Source organism: Streptomyces sp. NPDC017225 (assembly GCF_044331465.1).
Taxonomy (GTDB): Bacteria; Actinomycetota; Actinomycetes; order Streptomycetales; family Streptomycetaceae; genus Streptomyces.
Genome location: NZ_JBIRNE010000002.1, coordinates 364,093 through 379,526 on the forward strand (window position 1 = coordinate 364,093; position 15,434 = coordinate 379,526).

Sequence of the window (15,434 nt, forward strand, 5' to 3'; positions counted from 1 at the left end):
TCCGGCAGCGCGTCACAGACGCTCGTTGGCCACCTCGTCCCCGTTCGGCGTCCACCCCGTCCGCCGGCGGCCGTGGGCCTGCCGCAGCCGCAGCCGGTCGAGCCGGGAGATCACGGGGGAGGCGGTCACCCCGTGCAGGACGACGGAGGCGAGGACGGTGAAGGCCACCACCGCCCACAACTCCCCGGCCGGGACGTGGAAGCCCTCCGTGCCGAGCGCGTGGGCGAGGTAGAACAGCGAGCCGATGCCGCGGATGCCGAAGAAGGCGGTCACAAGGCGCTCCCGGGGACCGGCGGCCGTGCCGAACTGGGCGACCCAGCCGGCCAGCGGCCGGGCGACGAGCAGCACGAGCAGACCGACGGCCGCGCCCCGCCAGGTCAGGTCGGCCAGGGCGCCCTGCGCGACACAGACGCCCAGCAGGAAGAGGAGCCCGGCGGTCAGCAGCCGTTCGACCTGCTCGACGAAGTCGTGGAGCACGGTGTGGTAGCCGTGGTCGCGTTCGGCGGCACGGACGCGGCAGGCCGTGACGAACACGGCGAGGAAGCCGTAGCCGTGGGCGAGTTCGGTGACTCCGTAGGAGAGGAACGTGGCGCCCAGGGCGACGAAGCCCTCCCGGTGCTCGGACAGCCGCACCGCCTGCCGGCCGGCGCGGAAGAAGAGCCAGCCGAGCAGTCTGCCGACGGCGAGGCCGGCCAGCACTCCGACCACGCACCCGTACAGCACGTCGACCAGCAGCCAGTGCCCCACCCAGCCGCCGGACAGGCCCGTGCCCGCCGCCGCGGTCAGCGCGATCGCCGCCATGACGACGGGGAAGGCGAGACCGTCGTTGAGGCCGGCCTCGCTGGTGAGCGCGAACCGCACCTCGTCCTCGTCGTGCTCGGAGTCGGTGGGCTCGCCCACGCGCACCTCGGAGGCGAGTACAGGGTCGGTGGGCGCGAGCACGGCCGCGAGCAGCAGCGCGGCGGCCGGCGGCCAGTCCAGCAGCCACCAGGCGAGGAGCCCCGTGGCCGCGATGGTCAGCGGCATGGTGATGCCGATCAGCCGCCACGGCGCACGCCAGCGGCGCAGGCCGAAGGGGCGGTTGAGGGCGAGCCCGGCGCCCATCAGGGAGATGATGAGGCAGATCTCGGTGAGGTGCTCCACCCACACCCGGTCGCGCACCAGGTCGATCTCCGGCAGCGGCGTGGGCAGCAGTTCCAGCACGGCTCCGCACGCCAGGAAGACGAGCGGCATGGACAGGGGCCGCCCGGCCACCAGGCGGGGGAGCACGGCCGCCGCGAGCGCGCCCGCCCCGAGCACGGTGAAGAGGAAGTCAGCCAAGGTCATCGCTGTCGTGTGCCCGCGGCCGGGCGGCGGTACGCCAGTTGCCCGGCCGCGAGCCCGGACCGGACGACGCCCGCGGCGGTCAGGGCAGACCTCCCTGCTCGCAGACCCGGCGTGCGACGTCACGGAGTTTCACGTTGCGGTCCTGCGAGTACCGGCGCAGCGCGGCGAAGGCCTGGTCCTCGGTGAGGCGGTTCCTGCCCATGAGGATGCCCATGGCCTCGCCGATGGTGTGCCGGGTGCCGATGGCCTCCTGCAACTGGGCGTGCGTACGGGCACTGGAGAAGGCGACCGCGGCGTGGGAGGCCAGCAGCCAGCCGGCCGTCTCGTCGGCCTCGGTGAACGCGCCGGGCCGGTAGGAGTAGAGGTTCAGTGCCCCCAGGTCCTCGTCCTCGGTGAACAGCAGGAAACCCATCATGCTGCCCAGTTTCAGCTTGCGGGCCTCGGGCACGTACTTGGGCCAGCGTCGTGCCTCGTCGGTGAAGTCGGCGATGCGGAAGTGCCGCTGCCCCTCGGACGTGCGTGCCGCGTCGAAGCAGGGTCCCTCCCCCACGCGTCCCTGGAGCTCGTCACTGTCGATGACCACCTGGTCGGTGGGCGCGAGGGACTGCACGTGCTTGCCGCGCAGGACCAGGATGCCGGCGGCGTCGCAGTCCTCCACCAGTTCCGTGGCCGAGGCGGTGATCCGTTCGAGCGTGCCGTTCACCGACTCCTGGGCCAGCAGATCGCGTGCCAGCGACGCCATCTGCTGTGCGAACCCACGCCAGTCCTCCATGCCGTCTCCTTCTCGTTGTCTGGAGGAGTGCCCCGGAGACGGCCGTACGCAACAGGGAGATCGAAACCCGCCGCCGACCGGCGGCGCGGTTCAGCGCCGGATGAGACCGAGGGCGGTGGCGGTGGCGACCGCGGCGGTGCGGGAGTCCACGTCCAGCTTGGTGTAGACACGGGCCAGATGTGACTTGACCGTGCCCTCGGTCAGCTGGAGCCGCCCGGCGATGAGCTGGTTGGACAGACCCTCGGCGACCAGGGTGAGGACCTCGGCCTCCCGGCGGGTCAGCGAGGTGTGCGGTTCACGCAGGCGGGTCATCAGCCGGTCCGCGACCGTGGGCGCGAGCGCGGTCCGCCCCGTCGCCGCGGTGCGTACGGCGGCGGCGAGGTCCTCGGGCGGCGCGTCCTTGAGGAGGTAGCCGGTGGCACCGGCCTCGATGGCGGGCAGCGTGTCCGCGTCGGTGTCGTACGTCGTGACGATCAGGACGCGCGGCGCCCCCGGTCGCGCGGTGATCGCGGCCGTGGCCTGGGCGCCGTTCATGCCCCCGCCGAACTGCAGGTCCATCAGGACGACGTCGATGTCTCCCCGCCCCGCCCGCTCGACGGCCTCCTCTGCGGTCGCGGCCTCGGCGGCCACCGTGACGCCCTCCTCGGTCTCCAGTACCGCGCGCAGCCCCGCACGGACGACGGGGTGGTCGTCGGCGAGCAGCAGACGGATCGGCGGCGGGGTGGTCTCGGTCACGGCTGCGCCTCGGGACCGTGGGGGTCGTGGGCATGGTCGGGGGCGTCGGTGCCCCGTGCGGGGGCGGGCGCGGGGGTGAGCGGGAGCCGCGCGGCCAGCGCCGTGCCGCGTCCGGGACCGGACTCGACGGTGAGTGTGCCGTCCAGGGCGTGCCGGCGCCTTCTTCACCGTGTGGACGATCCAGCGCGGCGGCGACATCGCCGTGCTGAAGGCCCTGGGCGCCACCACCGCCGCCCTGCTGCGCGACGCGCTCGGCCAGGCCGTCGTGCTGCTGGCCGGCGGCACCCTCGTGGGTACCGCCGCCGCCGCGGCGATCGGCGCCGCGGTCTCCGGCTCGGCCGTCCCCTTCGTCCTCACGCCCGCCACCGTCCTCGTCCCGGCCGCCGTGATGGTCCTCCTCGGCGGGCTCGGGGCAGGGCTCGCCGTCCGCCGTATCACCTCCGTGGACCCGCTGACCGCCCTGGGGAGCGCCCGATGAGCCTGCGCCTGACCGACATCACCCTCACCTACCCCGACGGCGACGGCCGCCTGACCGCCCTCGACCGCGTCGGTCTGGACGTCCCGAGGGGCGGTCTGACCGCCGTCATCGGTCCCTCCGGCTCGGGCAAGTCCAGCCTGCTGGCCGTGGCCGCCACCCTCATCGCGCCCGACACGGGCACCGTCACCGTCGACGGCACGGACACCGCGGGGATGAGCCGGGGGGAGCTGGCGGACCTGCGCCGGCAGCGGATCGGCATCGTCTTCCAGCAGCCCAACCTGCTGCCGGCGCTGACCGCGGCCGAGCAGCTCCAGGTGATGGCCCACCTCGACGGGCGCAGGCCGCGCGCCGCCCGCGGCCGGGCGCTGGAGCTCCTCGACGCGGTCGGCATGGCGGACCGGGCCGACCGCCGGCCCCACCAGCTCTCCGGCGGCCAGCGTCAGCGCGTCAACATCGCCCGCGCCCTGATGAACGACCCCGGCGTACTGCTCGTCGACGAGCCCACCAGCGCGCTCGACCACGAGCGGGGCGCCGCGGTCATCGACCTGATCACCCGGCTCACCCGGGAGCGGGGCACCGCCACGGTGCTGGTCACCCACGACCACGCCCATCTGGCCGCGGCCGACCGTGTCACCGAGGTGCGCGACGGACGTCTGAGCCTGCCCGCACCGGCCGGCTGACCGTGGCCTCAGGTGCCGTCCACGTCCGGCCGGAGCCGCTCGGCGGCGCCCGGCGGCTGGATCCGCATGCCGGGGCGCCGCCGGTGCACGGTCAGGTACGTCACCCCCTCCGGGCCCGCCCGGACGCCCCGCGCCGAACCGTGCGGCAGCCAGGTCAGGAGGCCCGCGCGCAGAGGTCGCTCGCCGTCGGCGCACAGGAGGGCGGCCGCACCGTCGAGGACGAGCAGCAGGACGTCGAGGTCGGGTTCGGTGTGCGTGTCGACCCGCCCCGCCGCGGGGACGCGGACCACGTTGGCGTCGAGCTGCCGCCCCGGTTCCGCGAGCTTCCACAGGGCGCCGGACGCCAGGTCCCCGCCGGACGGCAGGAGTTCCCCCGTGTCGCACAGGATCCGGGGCAGGGGAGGCGTGCCCGCCGGAGCGGGGGAGCCGCTGTCTTCCGCTGCCATCAGGTGTCACCGTCCGTCGCGGGCGGTCCAGTGGGGCGTCCAGTGACGTACTCCACAGAGTCGTCGTCGTAAGTAAACACGAATCTATTATGCGTGTTTGATAGCGTCCCGGTTGTGAGGCTGACCAAGTTCACCGACCTGGCGCTGCGTTCCGTGATGCGCCTGGCGGTCGTGAGGGACGGGGACGACCCGCCGACCACCCGCGAGGTGGCCGAGGTCGTCGGTGTGCCGTACACGCACGCGGCGAAGGCCATCACGCGCCTGCGGCACCTGGGTGTCGTGGAGGCGCGGCGCGGTCGCGGCGGCGGCCTGACGCTGACCGACCGGGGGCGGCGCGCCTCGGTGGGCCGGCTGGTGCGCGAACTCGAGGGCGACGGCGAAGTGGTCGCCTGTGAGGGGGGCACGCCGTGCCCGCTGCGAGGGGCCTGCCGGCTCCGGGGTGCGCTCCGGGACGCGCAGGAGGCCTTCTACGCCACGCTCGACCCGCTGACCGTGACCGATCTGGTGGCCTCGCCGACCGGCCCGGTCCTGATCGGCCTGACGGACCGCCCCTCCGGATGAGGGGCGGCGACCGACGGGCCGGTGCCGAACCGCGACCTAAAAGACGAATGTGTTCTACCAATTAAGGAGTCGCTGTGCTCTCCGAACAGTCAGTTCCCGTGGTCCGGGCCACCCTTCCGGCAGTAGGGGCGGCCATCGGTGACATCACCACGCTGTTCTACCGGAAGCTCTTCGACGCCCACCCCGAGCTGCTGCGGGACCTGTTCAACCGGGGCAACCAGGCGAGCGGGGAGCAGCAGCGGGCCTTGGCGGGCTCCATCGCCGCGTTCGCCGGCATGCTGCTGGAGCGCCCCGACGCCCGTCCGGACGTGATGCTCTCCAGGATCGCGCACAAGCACGCCTCGCTCGGCGTCACCCCCGACCAGTACAAGATCGTCCACCGCCATCTGTTCGCCGCGATCGCGGAGGTGCTCGGCGACGCCGTCACCTCCGAGGTCGCCGCGGCCTGGGACGAGGTCTACTGGCTGATGGCCAACGCGCTCGTGGCCATCGAGACCCGCCTCTACCAGGAGACAGGGGCCCCCGCGGGAGACGTCTGGCGCCGCATGGAGGTCGTCGAGCGGCGCGAGGAGAGCCCCGACGCGGTCTCCCTCGTACTGCGGCCGGCCGACGACCGCCCCGCCGAGCCCTTCCGTCCCGGCCAGTACGTCAGCGTGCGGTCCGAACTGCCCGACGGTTCCCGGCAGATCCGCCAGTACAGCCTGTCCGCCGCGCCCGGCCGGTCCGACCGGCGCATCACCGTCAAGCGTGTCCAGGGCGACGGGCGGCCGGAGGGCGAGGTCTCCTCGTGGATCCACGCGCACACCCGCGAGGGCGACGTGCTCACCGTGTCCGCGCCGTTCGGCGACCTGGCACTGGCCGAGGGCGACGGCCCGCTGCTGCTGGCCTCCGCCGGCATCGGCGTCACCCCCATGCTGGCCATGCTCGACCACCTGGCCGCCGCCGGCACCACCCGCCCGGTGACCGTCGTCCACGCCGACCGCACCCCCGCCGACCACGCACACCGGCGGGAACAGCTCGACCTGATACGCGCGCTGCCCGACGCCCGGCTCCACCTGTGGTACGAGGAGCCCGGCGACCAGGTACCGGACGCGTCGGCCGGTCTCGCCGACATCACCGGTCTCGAACTGCCTCCGGGGCTCACGGCCTACCTCTGCGGCCCGGTGCCCTTCATGCGCGCGGTCCGCGGCGACCTGCTGCGCCGCGGTGTGCCCGCTCAGGCCATCCACTACGAGGTCTTCGGTCCCGACCTCTGGCTCGGCCAGGAGTAGCGGGAGGCGGTCACACACCCTCCCCGGACGCGGACGCGGACGAGGACGCGGACGAGGACGAGGACGCGGGCGCCGGGGAGACGTGGGAGCCGCCGGAACCACGTACGGGCTGTTGGACCGCCGCGGTGAACGCGGTGGAGACGGCGGTGTCCACGCGGGCGTGCACGACCAGCCGCGGCCCGGAGGTGTCGGCGTTGTCCTCCAGCAGCCGCCTCACGGGCGCGCTGTGGGCGACGACGCACATCAGGACGCCGAGCCGGGCGCACCACTGGTGGGCCCGGAGCACGGCGCTGACCGCGGCGGGGCCGGCGGCCCGCTCGGCGAGGACGATGACGACGGGGGTCGGCTGATGGGCGTCGACCAGGTGGGTGATGTGTGTGGTCAGCGTGGCCCGCCCGGCGATTCCCGGGTCCTGGTCCACGGTGATGACCAGGACCCCATGCTCCAGGGTGTGGGACAGCATCGCGGCCTCCGATCCGACGCCTGGTGGCGAGGTTGTGTTCAGTGAAGGCGCCCGGCACCGGGTCCGCAACGCGCCCGGTGGCCCGGGCCGGGCCACCGGGCGCCGCTACGGACCGGGCGGCCCGTCCCGTGCGCACGGCACTGAGTACGATCGTCCGGTCCCTCACCGAGCCCGCCCCCGACGTCCGTCCGCTCGTCTCCGTCCCCTGACCGCCGCAAGGAGCCCCGACCGGTGCCCGCCCTCCTGCCCCCGCCCCGTACCGGGCCCCGCCTGCTGAACCCGGAGCGACTGACACGGACGGAGGACGGCGAACGGCTGCACGCCCTGCTGTGGCGCCCTGGGCCGGGCTGGCGGATGGCCAGCAGCGCCGTGCTGGGCGGCGGGATCGCCGAGCGCGCGTGGGTGCTCAACGCCCAGGTCGCCCACGGATACCGGCGCACCGACCCGGCACGGCACCTGGCCGACCTGGCTCGCGCCGCGGGCGCCCGGGGGCCGGGGGTGGGCCTGATGACGGCCGCCGACGTGTCCGACGCGTCCCGCGCGCGGGACGGCGGCGTGGAAGCCGTGGCGACCGCGGGCATCTCGGTACGCGGATGGGCGGCCTCACCCGAGGAGGGCGCCACCGGGGCCACCGCACCGGGGACGATCAACATCGTCGCCGCGCTGCCGGTCGCACTGAGCGACGCCGCCCTGGTCAACGCCGTGATGACGATGACCGAGGCCAAGGTCCAGGCGCTGCTGGAGGCGGGCCTGGACTGCTCCGGCACTCCCACGGACGCCGTGTGCGTCGCCGCCCGCGCCCCACGGGAGGGTGCCGAGGTCCACTCGTTCGCCGGCCCGCGCTCCGAGTGGGGAGCCCGGCTGGCCCGGGCCGTCCACCGGGCCGTACTCTCCGCGCTGCCCGCCGGCCCGTGAATCCGGGTCCGTCACCAGGCCGGTGAGTCCGGGGCCGTTACAACGAGGTCCTGCGCCGTACCGCCACCACCCGCAGGGCCAGCGCCACGGCGAGCAGCACCCAGGCCACGGCGCAGTACACCCACGCCGTCGCGCCCCGCGCGAGGTCCACGGCGCTCCACACGGCCCACAGCGCGAGTACGACGCACAACGCCGTCCACGCGACGTCGGCGAGGCGGGTGCGCAACTGCGCGCGCTGCCGGGTGCCCGGTTCCAGATCACCGAGACCGCTGCCGGTGGGTGCCTGCCGCTCGTTCACGTCGGACTCCTTCGGAGGTTCGCTGGAGAGTGAACTCCGGGTACCCGCAGGCAGATCGCACAAGCGGAGAGAGGGCGTACGTGGGTGGGGGCGGCCCGGTCCGGGCCGCCCCCACGCACGCGTCCGCCTCGGGTGATCAGCGCTGAGAGGTTTTCTGCAGCGCCTTGTCCAGGGCGGCCTGGAAGCCGTACGCCCACAACTGGTTGACCCGGCCGCGCTCGTTGGCGTTCGGGTAGGCGTTGGTGCAGGACGGGCCGGGGCCGCCGCCCGACATCAGCTCGCTGCACGGGCCGGAGTAGTGGTCGGGCAGACCGAGTACGTGCCCGGTCTCGTGGGCGGTCACCCGGGTCGAGTCGTACTGCTGGTTCTGCCGGTAGTCGAGGAAGATGTAGCCGTTGCCGTGGCCGTCCGTGGACGCGTACGAGCCGCGCGAGTCGTTGCCCTCGTAGTACGCGAAGTCCGCGCCCGAACTTCTCTCCGCCAGCCGCACGTTGGACACCGAGCCGTTCCAGATCTGGGTGGAGCGGGATATCTGCGAACGGAAGCTGGGCGCGCCCGCGGCGCTGTAGTAGACGGTGACGGCCGCCGCCGAGGACGGGGCGGCGGCGCGCTTCTCGGCGACGGACTTGATGACCGCCTCGAAGAACGCCCGGTTGGCCCGGGCGTCCTCGCCCGAGCCGGCCGAGGGCTGGTAGCCGACGTGAGCGGCCCGGTCCGGGGCCCGGAGCGCGGCGCCGGTCGCGGCGGGGCCGGTGCCGAGCACGGCCGCCGTCAGACCGAGGCCGACCGCGGTGGACAGCAGGGGCAGACTGATGCGCATCGATGACTCCTTGTGTGGGGGAGTGGGGAGAAGTCGTCATCGGTGAGTGTGGAGCGCCCATGAGCCCGCTGTGATGATGGCAGCAGGCGATAGGACAGGGCTATCACCCGCCGCGCACCAGCCGTCGACAGCTTGGACCGGAGTGCAGAACTCGCCCTGATCCGCCGCCTTTTGTTCACCTGGCGCAACCAACTGTTCCGCCCTACGCTCCCTGCATGGAGCTCGAGGTGAGGCACCTACGCGCACTGTGCGCCATCGCCGACGCCGGCAGTCTGCACCGTGCGGCACGCCAACTGGGCGTCGCCCAGCCCACCTTGAGCACCCAGTTGAACCGCATTGAACAGGCCCTGGGCGGACCCCTGTTCATCCGGGAACGCACCGGCTGCCGCCCCACCCCGCTCGGCCGCACGGTCCTCGGCAGGGCCCGTCCGCTGCTGGCCGACATGCGCACCCTGGTCCGCGAGGCCCGCGCCGCCGCGGCCGGCGGCGACAGCCGGCCGCGGGTCGGCTCCACGGCCAGCCGCGCCCTGGCCGGCTGGCTGCGCCGGCTCAGACGGCCGGGCCTGGAACCGACACTCCAGATGGACGTCTCCGCCAACGCGCTGCTGCGCGGTGTCACCGACGGCCAGCTCGACGTCGCCTTCGTGCACGAGGTCGAAGGCTGCCCACTGCACGTGCCCGAGGGCCTGCGGACACGGGTCCTCGTCGAGCGTGAACCGCAGTTCGTCATGCTGCCCGCCGGCCACCCCGCGGCCGGCCGGCCCGTCGTCCGCCTCGCCGACCTGGCCGGCGACCGCTGGATGGTCGACCCCACCGTCGACGGCGAGTGGGACGGCGTGCACCGCATGCTGCGCGCCGTCGGCCTCGACCCGCGCGTGCTGCACGGCGACTACCACACCGCCGCGTCCCTCGTCGCCACCGGCGAGGTCGTGACCGTGTGCCAGCCCAGCTCCCAGTCACGCCCCGACACGGCGGTACGGCGTCTGTACGGCGACCCCCTCGGCGTACGACTGCTGCTGGCCGCGCGCACTCGCGCGGAGCTGGACGCCGTCTACCCGGCGCTGGAGGAGGCGTACTGGGAGGTGGCCCGCCAGTCCACCGCCTACCGGGAGTGGCTGGAACACACCGGGCCACGTCTCGTACCGGCGAGCTGAGCGATATCGGCCATTGCGGTGGTTTCCCACCCGAACCGGTATGGCAAGACGGTCATACGGTTACGGAGAGGTGTATGAGCTCTGTGCGACGTCTTCCGCCTCTTCGTTCGATGGCCGTCATCTGTGCCCTGGGCAGTTCCGTCCTGCTGATGACCGGCTGCACGAACGCCGACACGACACGTTCCAGTGTCGCCGAGGCGGCTCAGACCACTCCCCCCACCGGTACCGCTTCCGCCACCGGTACCGCTTCCGCCACCGACACCGCTTCCGCCACCGACACCGCTTCCGCCACCGACACGGCGTCCGCCACCGACACGGCGTCCGCCACCGACACCGCCTCTCCCTCTCCGTCTCCGTCGGAGACCCTGACCGATGACCAGTCCGAGCGCGAGGCTCTGGTCCCGAAGGCCAAGGTCACCTGGGACAAGGCGGCCGACACCGCCGTCAAGGAGGTCCCCGAGGGCAAGCTCGTCGACCTCGAACTGAAGCCCACCTCCGCCGAGGCCACCGCGTCGACCGGCTCGCCCAGCCCCAGCATGCCCAACCCGGCCCCCAGCCAGGGCGCCCCCGAGTGGGAGGCCAAGGTCGCCGCCCCCGACGGCACCCTGCACCGGATCGACGTCGACGCGGTCTCCGGCAAGGTCTTCCGCACCCAGGCCGAGGACCAGGACGCGGACGACAAGCAGCAGCTCGCCGACCGGCTCAAGAAGGCGACCCAGACGCCGGAGCAGGCCGTGAAGGTGGCCACCGACAAGACCAAGGGCACCGTCACCGGCGTCGAGCTGGACGAGAACGACAACCAGCAGCTCCTGTGGTCCGTCGACGTCGTGTCGACCGACAACTGGAACAAGACCACCGTGGACGTCGACGCGACGAACGGCAAGATCCTGCGCGAGGACGTGGACCGCGACTGAGCGCCGCCCCGAAACACCGCGAGAAGTACCGCGAGAAGAGAAGAACCACAGAAGGACAGAAGGACAGAAGAAGGAACCGCAGAAGGAACCGAGGAAGCACGACGGGAGCAGCCGGGTGGAGTCACCCGCCTGCTCCCGTCGCGCGTGCCCGGAGCTGTCAGCCGGCGGTCTCGCCCGCCACCGTGCGCGGAAGCGTGAGCACGGCCAGGAAGCCGAAGACCGCCACCGCCGCGAAGAAGTAGAAGCCCCACGGGTGCCCGACCCCCGAGGAGACCAGGGCGCCGGTGATCGACGGGCCGACGATCGAGCCGATCCGGCCGATCCCGGACGCCGAGCCGAGTGCCGTGCTCCGCACGGAGGCCGGATAGAAGTTGGTCACGTAGGCGTAGACGAGCACCTGGGCCGAGAAGACGAACACGCCGGTGAAGAAGACGACGACGTTGAGCAGCAGGTCGCTCTCCATCTTTATGCTCAGGCACGCGAGCATGACCACCGAGACGGCGAACCAGCCCATCGTGGTGCCCTTGATGCCCCGCCGGTCGGCGACGAGCCCGCCGAGGACCAGGCCCACGACACCGCCGACGTTCAGTACGAGGAGCTGGGTGACGGCCGTGGGCACGGGATAGCCGGCGTCGTTCATCAGCTTGGGCAGCCAGGTGTTGAGGCCGTAGACCAGCAGCAGCCCCATGAACGACGCGACCCAGATGCCGATGCCCGCACGCAGGTAGGCGGGCTTGAGCAGTTCGGTGAACGGCACCCGCTGGGCCCCGTCCCGCTTCGCCCGGACGAAGGCCTCCGACTCCGGCAGTTTGAACCACTGGACGGCGGCGACCACGAGGCCGACGACGCCGAGCAGATAGAAGAGGATCTCCCAGTTGTCGGTCACCTGAAGGGCCAGCAGCGAGGTGATCACCGCACCGGTGTGGTAGCCGGTCATCGTCAGCGTACTGGCGCGTGCCCGGCGGCTGGCAGGCATGTGCTCGGCCATCATCGTGAGCGAGACGGGCATGCACGCGCCCAGCCCCAGGCCGGCCAGGAGGCGGAGCGCGGCGAACATCGCGACGGAGTCGGCCAGCGGCACCACGATGGTGAGGAGCGAGAACAGCACCACCGAACCGATGAGCAGGCGGCGGCGCCCCAGCCGGTCGGCCAGCGGACCGACGCAGACCGCGCCGATCGCGACGCCCACGAGCGAGAGCGTCGCGATGGTCGTCGCGTCGCCCGCGGTCATGCCGAGGTGGTGGGTCTTGAGCAGGGTGGGGATGATGGCGCCGAGGACGACGAGGTCGTAGCCCTCCAGCAGGACGGTGATCCAGCACAGGATCACCGTCCAGGTGCTGCTGCTGCCGGCGCGGCCGGACTGCTCGGGCGCGTCGGACGTGGTGGCGGAAGCCATGGTGAGTCTCCCCCCGGGGGGCGGGTGTGAGTGAGCGGAGCGGCAACGGCCGGGGTGGCCGGGCGGCGAGGGCGGCCGGAAGGGTCAGAACGGGTAGTCGGCGATGTCCGGGCGGACCGTGACCCACTGGGTCTCGGTGAACGCCTCGACGTTGGCCTCGGCGCCGCCGAAACGGGACCCGGTGCCGGAGGCCTTGACCCCGCCGAAGGGGGCGTTCGGCTCGTCGTTCACCGTCTGCTCGTTGATGTGGACCTTGCCGGAGTCGATCCGGTCCGCGAGCTTCATCGCCGTACCGACGTCCCCGAGGATGCCGACCGACAGTCCGTACTCGCAGTCGTTGACGATCCGCGCGGCCTCCTCCAGTGAGGAGAAGCCGATGACGGGGGCGACGGGACCGAAGATCTCCTCGCGCCACGCGGGCATGTCGGTCGTCACACCGGTCAGGACGGTGGCGCGGTAGCCGGCGCCGTCGATCTCACCGCCCGCGGCGAGCTTCGCGCCCGCCGCGACGCTGTCGGTGACGATGCCGTGCACCCGCTCCAGCTGACGGCGGTCGATGATCGGGCCGAGCGCCACGTCCTCGCGGGCCGGGTCACCGACCGGCAGGGCCTCGGCCTTCGCGGCGAGCGCGGCGGTGTACTCCTCCACCAGCGACTCGTGCACGATGTGCCGGCCGGTCGTCATGCAGATCTGCCCCTGGTGCATGTACGAGCCGAACGCCCCCGCCGAGGCGGCCTTGGGCACGTCCGCGCCCTCCAGCACGACCAGCGCGTTGTTGCCGCCCAGCTCCAGGTGGGCGCGCTTCAGCAGCCTTCCGGCCCGTTCGCCGATCGCCCGGCCGACCGGCGTGGAGCCGGTGAAGGAGACGACCCGGACCTCGGGGGCCTCGACGACCGCCTGGCCGACCGAGCCGTCGCCCGGCAGCAGGTGGAGGACGCCGGCGGGGAGCCCGGCCGCCTCGAAGACACGGGTGATGACGACACCGCCGCTCACCGCGGTGCGCGGGTCCGGCTTGAGCAGCACGGCGTTGCCGAGGGCGAGCGCGGGCGCCACGGAGCGCAGGCCGAGGATGAGCGGGAAGTTGAAGGGCGCGATCACGCTCACGACACCGGCCGGGCGGCGCCGGGCGAGCGACCAGCGCGCCTCCTCGGAGGTGAGCACCTCGCCCTGGGGGTGCGTCGGCAGGCCCGCGCACTCGAAGCACTCGCCCACGGCGAGCCCCACCTCGAAGCTCGCCTTGGACCGCACCGAGCCGGCCTCACGCACCAGCCAGTCCTCGATCTCGGCGGCGTGCTCGGTGAAGAGCTCGCCCGCGCGGCGCAGCACGGCGGCCCGCCGCTGCGGTGGGGTCGCCGCCCACTCCCGCTGGGCCTCGGCGGCCCGTGCGGCGGCGCGGCCCACGTCCTCGGCCGTGGCCAGGCCGACGGCGCCGAGCCGGTCGCCGGTGGCCGGCTCGGTCACCGGGTGCTCGCCGGGGGAGTCCTGCCAGCCGTCGCTGAAGAACTTCCGGCCCCAGACGCCGCTGTCCAGGAATGTCATCGCTTGGCCTTTCCTCGGGGTGTTCGTGTCCGACATGTCTGTCGGGGTCAGGAGGGCGTGGTGAGCGCCGTGTCCACCTGGATGAGACGGGGGTGGTCCGGTCGCTCGGCGAGTACGGCGCGCAACTCCTCGGCGCCGCCGACGTGCTGGGCGCGGACGCCGTAGCCCTCGGCGATGCGGGTGAAGTCCAGCCCGGGGATGTCCAGCCCGGGAGCGTCCGGCACGCCGAGCAGTCCGCCGAACCAGCGCAGCGCGCCGTACGTGCCGTTGCGCAGCAGTACGACGGTCAGCGGGACCCGGTGCTGCGCTGCCGTCCACAGGGCGGTGATGCCGTAGTTGGCCGAGCCGTCCCCGATCACGCCGACGACCGGGCGGCCGGGCTGGGCCATCGCGACGCCGACCGCGCCGGGCAGGCCGAAGCCGAGTCCGCCGGCCGCCGGGAAGTAGTACGAGCCCTGGTGGCGCAGGTCCATCTGGCGCCACCACGCGGAGTTGGTCGACGTCGACTCGACGACGTACGCCGTGTCCTTCGGCTGTTCGTCGCGCAGCGCGGCGAAGACCTGCTCGGGGTGGAGGCCCGGGCCCTCGGCGGCGAGCGGTTCGGGCGCGGGCCGGTGGGCGCCCGCCGGCGCTCCGGGGGCGTCGAGCGACTTCAGGAGCAGGTCGATGACGGCTCCCGGGTCGGCGACCAGCGCCTCGCCCATCGGAGCCCGCGCGGCGGCCGACGCGTCCTCGGTCACCTGGATGAGCCGGGTGCCCTCGGGCAGATACCGGCCGGGGAGGTACTCGTGGTAGCGGAACACCGGCGCGCCGAGCACGAGCACGAGGTCGTGGCCCTCGAAGGCCTGCGAGACGGGCGCGATCCCGGCGGGCAGCACGCCCCGGAACTGCGGGTGCCGGTTGGGGAAGGGCAGCCGGAAGAGCGAGGGCGCCGCCCACACCGGACCGCCCAGGCGCTCGGCCAGCCGGACGGCGTCGTCGAACCGGCCCGCCGAGTCGATGTCGCCGCCCAGCACCAGCGCGGGGCGCCGGGCGGCGGCGACCCGCTCCACGAGCCAGCGGCTCTGCTCGCCGCCGGGCACCGAGGCCCGCTCCACTCGCCGGTCGAGCACGGCCAGGGCGTTGTCGTCGACGTCGGCCGACCAGTCGTCGTACGGCACGGAGAGATACGTCGGCCGCCGCTGGAGCCGAGCCTCGAACACGGCCTGCGCGAGCGCGCGCGGCACATCCTCGGCGCACGCCGGTTCCGCCGCCCAGCCGACCAGCGGCTTCATCAGGGTCTGCGCGTCGACGCTCGCCAGGTTGGCCTCCGGACCGATGGCGGGCCGCACCTGCTGGCCGGCCACCACCACGAGCGGGGTCCGGGAGGCGACGGCGTTGGTCAGCGCGCCCATCGCGTTGCCCGAACCGGACGCGGCGTGCAGGTTGACCAGGACCGGGCGGCCGGTCGCCTGGGCGTAGCCGTCGGCCATACCGACGACGGCGCCCTCGTGCAGGCCGAGGACGTAGCGGAAGCTCTCGGGCAGTTCGGCGAGGAAGGGCAGCTCGTTGGAGCCCGGATTGCCGAAGACGGTGGTGAGCCCCTGGCGCTCCAGGAAATCGTGGGAGACACGACGCACGGATGGCACGGACGGTTCCTTTCGCAGTGACGCCGGACACGCTAGGC

Annotated in this window: 15 protein-coding genes and 2 pseudogenes; 7 read left to right on the forward strand and 10 right to left on the reverse strand. The window is 73.2% G+C overall.

Features of this window, described 5'->3' with window-relative positions:
• Positions 1-12 precede the first annotated feature (12 nt).
• The 3 genes from ACH4NX_RS05345 to ACH4NX_RS05355 all read right to left on the reverse strand — a co-directional run bounded on the left by ACH4NX_RS05345 (position 13) and on the right by ACH4NX_RS05355 (position 2,833).
• Positions 13-1,326, reverse strand: a complete 1,314-nt coding sequence (locus ACH4NX_RS05345) for a cation:proton antiporter (protein ID WP_351400118.1) — start codon at positions 1,324-1,326, stop codon at positions 13-15.
• A gap of 79 nt (positions 1,327-1,405) precedes the next feature.
• A complete protein-coding gene (locus tag ACH4NX_RS05350) occupies positions 1,406-2,098 on the reverse strand; it encodes a GAF and ANTAR domain-containing protein (protein ID WP_351400117.1) in 693 nt (230 codons plus the stop codon).
• A 90-nt stretch (positions 2,099-2,188) separates the two neighbouring features.
• A complete protein-coding gene (locus ACH4NX_RS05355; protein ID WP_398126930.1) occupies positions 2,189-2,833 on the reverse strand; it encodes a response regulator in 645 nt (214 codons plus the stop codon).
• Positions 2,834-2,987: 154 nt separating this feature from the next.
• On the opposite strand from ACH4NX_RS05355, the pseudogene ACH4NX_RS05360 reads away from it, so the two are divergent.
• Both ACH4NX_RS05360 and ACH4NX_RS05365 read left to right on the forward strand, forming a co-directional pair.
• Positions 2,988-3,311: pseudogene (locus tag ACH4NX_RS05360) on the forward strand (FtsX-like permease family protein); the annotation flags it as partial.
• Entirely contained in the window at positions 3,308-3,991 is a 684-nt protein-coding gene (locus ACH4NX_RS05365) for an ABC transporter ATP-binding protein (RefSeq protein WP_398126929.1), read from the forward strand. The pseudogene ACH4NX_RS05360 and the gene ACH4NX_RS05365, both read left to right, overlap by 4 nt.
• A gap of 8 nt (positions 3,992-3,999) precedes the next feature.
• On the opposite strand, the gene ACH4NX_RS05370 is transcribed toward ACH4NX_RS05365, so the two are convergent.
• Positions 4,000-4,437 (reverse strand): hypothetical protein, encoded by a 438-nt coding sequence (locus ACH4NX_RS05370; protein ID WP_398126928.1) that lies wholly within the window; start codon positions 4,435-4,437, stop codon positions 4,000-4,002.
• Positions 4,438-4,551: 114 nt separating this feature from the next.
• Between ACH4NX_RS05370 and nsrR the strand changes: the two genes are divergently transcribed.
• Both nsrR and ACH4NX_RS05380 read left to right on the forward strand, forming a co-directional pair.
• Positions 4,552-4,998 carry a nitric oxide-sensing transcriptional repressor NsrR gene (gene nsrR, locus ACH4NX_RS05375; protein ID WP_351400112.1) on the forward strand — a complete coding sequence of 149 codons (447 nt, stop codon included), beginning with the start codon at positions 4,552-4,554 and terminating at the stop codon, positions 4,996-4,998.
• A gap of 74 nt (positions 4,999-5,072) precedes the next feature.
• On the forward strand, positions 5,073-6,269 hold the full coding sequence (locus ACH4NX_RS05380; RefSeq protein WP_351400111.1) for a globin domain-containing protein: 1,197 nt from the start codon (positions 5,073-5,075) through the stop codon (positions 6,267-6,269).
• Between the two features lie 118 nt (positions 6,270-6,387).
• Here the strand turns inward: ACH4NX_RS05380 and ACH4NX_RS05385 are convergent.
• Positions 6,388-6,732, reverse strand: a pseudogene (locus tag ACH4NX_RS05385) (hypothetical protein); the annotation flags it as partial.
• Positions 6,733-6,963: 231 nt separating this feature from the next.
• On the opposite strand from ACH4NX_RS05385, the gene ACH4NX_RS05390 reads away from it, so the two are divergent.
• Positions 6,964-7,647: an adenosylcobinamide amidohydrolase gene (locus tag ACH4NX_RS05390; RefSeq protein WP_398126927.1), complete on the forward strand. Its 684-nt coding sequence runs from the start codon at positions 6,964-6,966 to the stop codon at positions 7,645-7,647.
• 37 nt (positions 7,648-7,684) lie between these two features.
• Here the strand turns inward: ACH4NX_RS05390 and ACH4NX_RS05395 are convergent, their stop codons facing one another.
• Positions 7,685-7,945 (reverse strand): hypothetical protein, encoded by a 261-nt coding sequence (locus tag ACH4NX_RS05395; protein WP_351400108.1) that lies wholly within the window; start codon positions 7,943-7,945, stop codon positions 7,685-7,687.
• A 136-nt stretch (positions 7,946-8,081) separates the two neighbouring features.
• Entirely contained in the window at positions 8,082-8,765 is a 684-nt protein-coding gene (gene snpA, locus ACH4NX_RS05400; protein ID WP_351400107.1) for a snapalysin, read from the reverse strand.
• 215 nt (positions 8,766-8,980) lie between these two features.
• On the opposite strand from snpA, the gene ACH4NX_RS05405 reads away from it, so the two are divergent.
• Positions 8,981-9,919 (forward strand): LysR family transcriptional regulator, encoded by a 939-nt coding sequence (locus ACH4NX_RS05405; RefSeq protein WP_398126926.1) that lies wholly within the window; start codon positions 8,981-8,983, stop codon positions 9,917-9,919.
• Positions 9,920-10,029: 110 nt separating this feature from the next.
• A complete protein-coding gene (locus ACH4NX_RS05410) occupies positions 10,030-10,833 on the forward strand; it encodes a PepSY domain-containing protein (protein WP_398126925.1) in 804 nt (267 codons plus the stop codon).
• A gap of 157 nt (positions 10,834-10,990) precedes the next feature.
• Here ACH4NX_RS05410 and ACH4NX_RS05415 read toward each other — a convergent pair whose 3' ends face one another.
• From ACH4NX_RS05415 to mdlC, 3 genes are all read right to left on the reverse strand, one after another.
• The gene (locus ACH4NX_RS05415; RefSeq protein WP_398126924.1) at positions 10,991-12,229 is read right to left on the reverse strand and encodes an MFS transporter; all 1,239 of its coding nucleotides are present in this window, start codon (positions 12,227-12,229) and stop codon (positions 10,991-10,993) included.
• A gap of 84 nt (positions 12,230-12,313) precedes the next feature.
• Entirely contained in the window at positions 12,314-13,768 is a 1,455-nt protein-coding gene (locus tag ACH4NX_RS05420; RefSeq protein ID WP_398126923.1) for a benzaldehyde dehydrogenase, read from the reverse strand.
• Positions 13,769-13,815: 47 nt separating this feature from the next.
• Positions 13,816-15,396, reverse strand: coding sequence for a benzoylformate decarboxylase (mdlC, locus tag ACH4NX_RS05425; protein ID WP_398126922.1), 1,581 nt, complete (start codon positions 15,394-15,396; stop codon positions 13,816-13,818).
• Between the last annotated feature and the right edge of the window lie 38 nt (positions 15,397-15,434).

Bases quoted from the DNA above. Each gene is read 5' to 3' on its own strand.
- ACH4NX_RS05405 (WP_398126926.1), top strand. From the start codon at position 8,981: ATGGAGCTCGAGGTGAGGCACCTACGCGCACTGTGCGCCATCGCCGAC.
- ACH4NX_RS05370 (WP_398126928.1), bottom strand. From the start codon at position 4,437: ATGGCAGCGGAAGACAGCGGCTCCCCCGCTCCGGCGGGCACGCCTCCC.
- ACH4NX_RS05345 (WP_351400118.1), bottom strand. From the start codon at position 1,326: ATGACCTTGGCTGACTTCCTCTTCACCGTGCTCGGGGCGGGCGCGCTC.
- ACH4NX_RS05410 (WP_398126925.1), top strand. From the start codon at position 10,030: ATGGCCGTCATCTGTGCCCTGGGCAGTTCCGTCCTGCTGATGACCGGC.
- ACH4NX_RS05420 (WP_398126923.1), bottom strand. From the start codon at position 13,768: ATGACATTCCTGGACAGCGGCGTCTGGGGCCGGAAGTTCTTCAGCGAC.
- ACH4NX_RS05365 (WP_398126929.1), top strand. From the start codon at position 3,308: ATGAGCCTGCGCCTGACCGACATCACCCTCACCTACCCCGACGGCGAC.
- ACH4NX_RS05415 (WP_398126924.1), bottom strand. From the start codon at position 12,229: ATGGCTTCCGCCACCACGTCCGACGCGCCCGAGCAGTCCGGCCGCGCC.
- ACH4NX_RS05350 (WP_351400117.1), bottom strand. From the start codon at position 2,098: ATGGAGGACTGGCGTGGGTTCGCACAGCAGATGGCGTCGCTGGCACGC.
- snpA (WP_351400107.1), bottom strand. From the start codon at position 8,765: ATGCGCATCAGTCTGCCCCTGCTGTCCACCGCGGTCGGCCTCGGTCTG.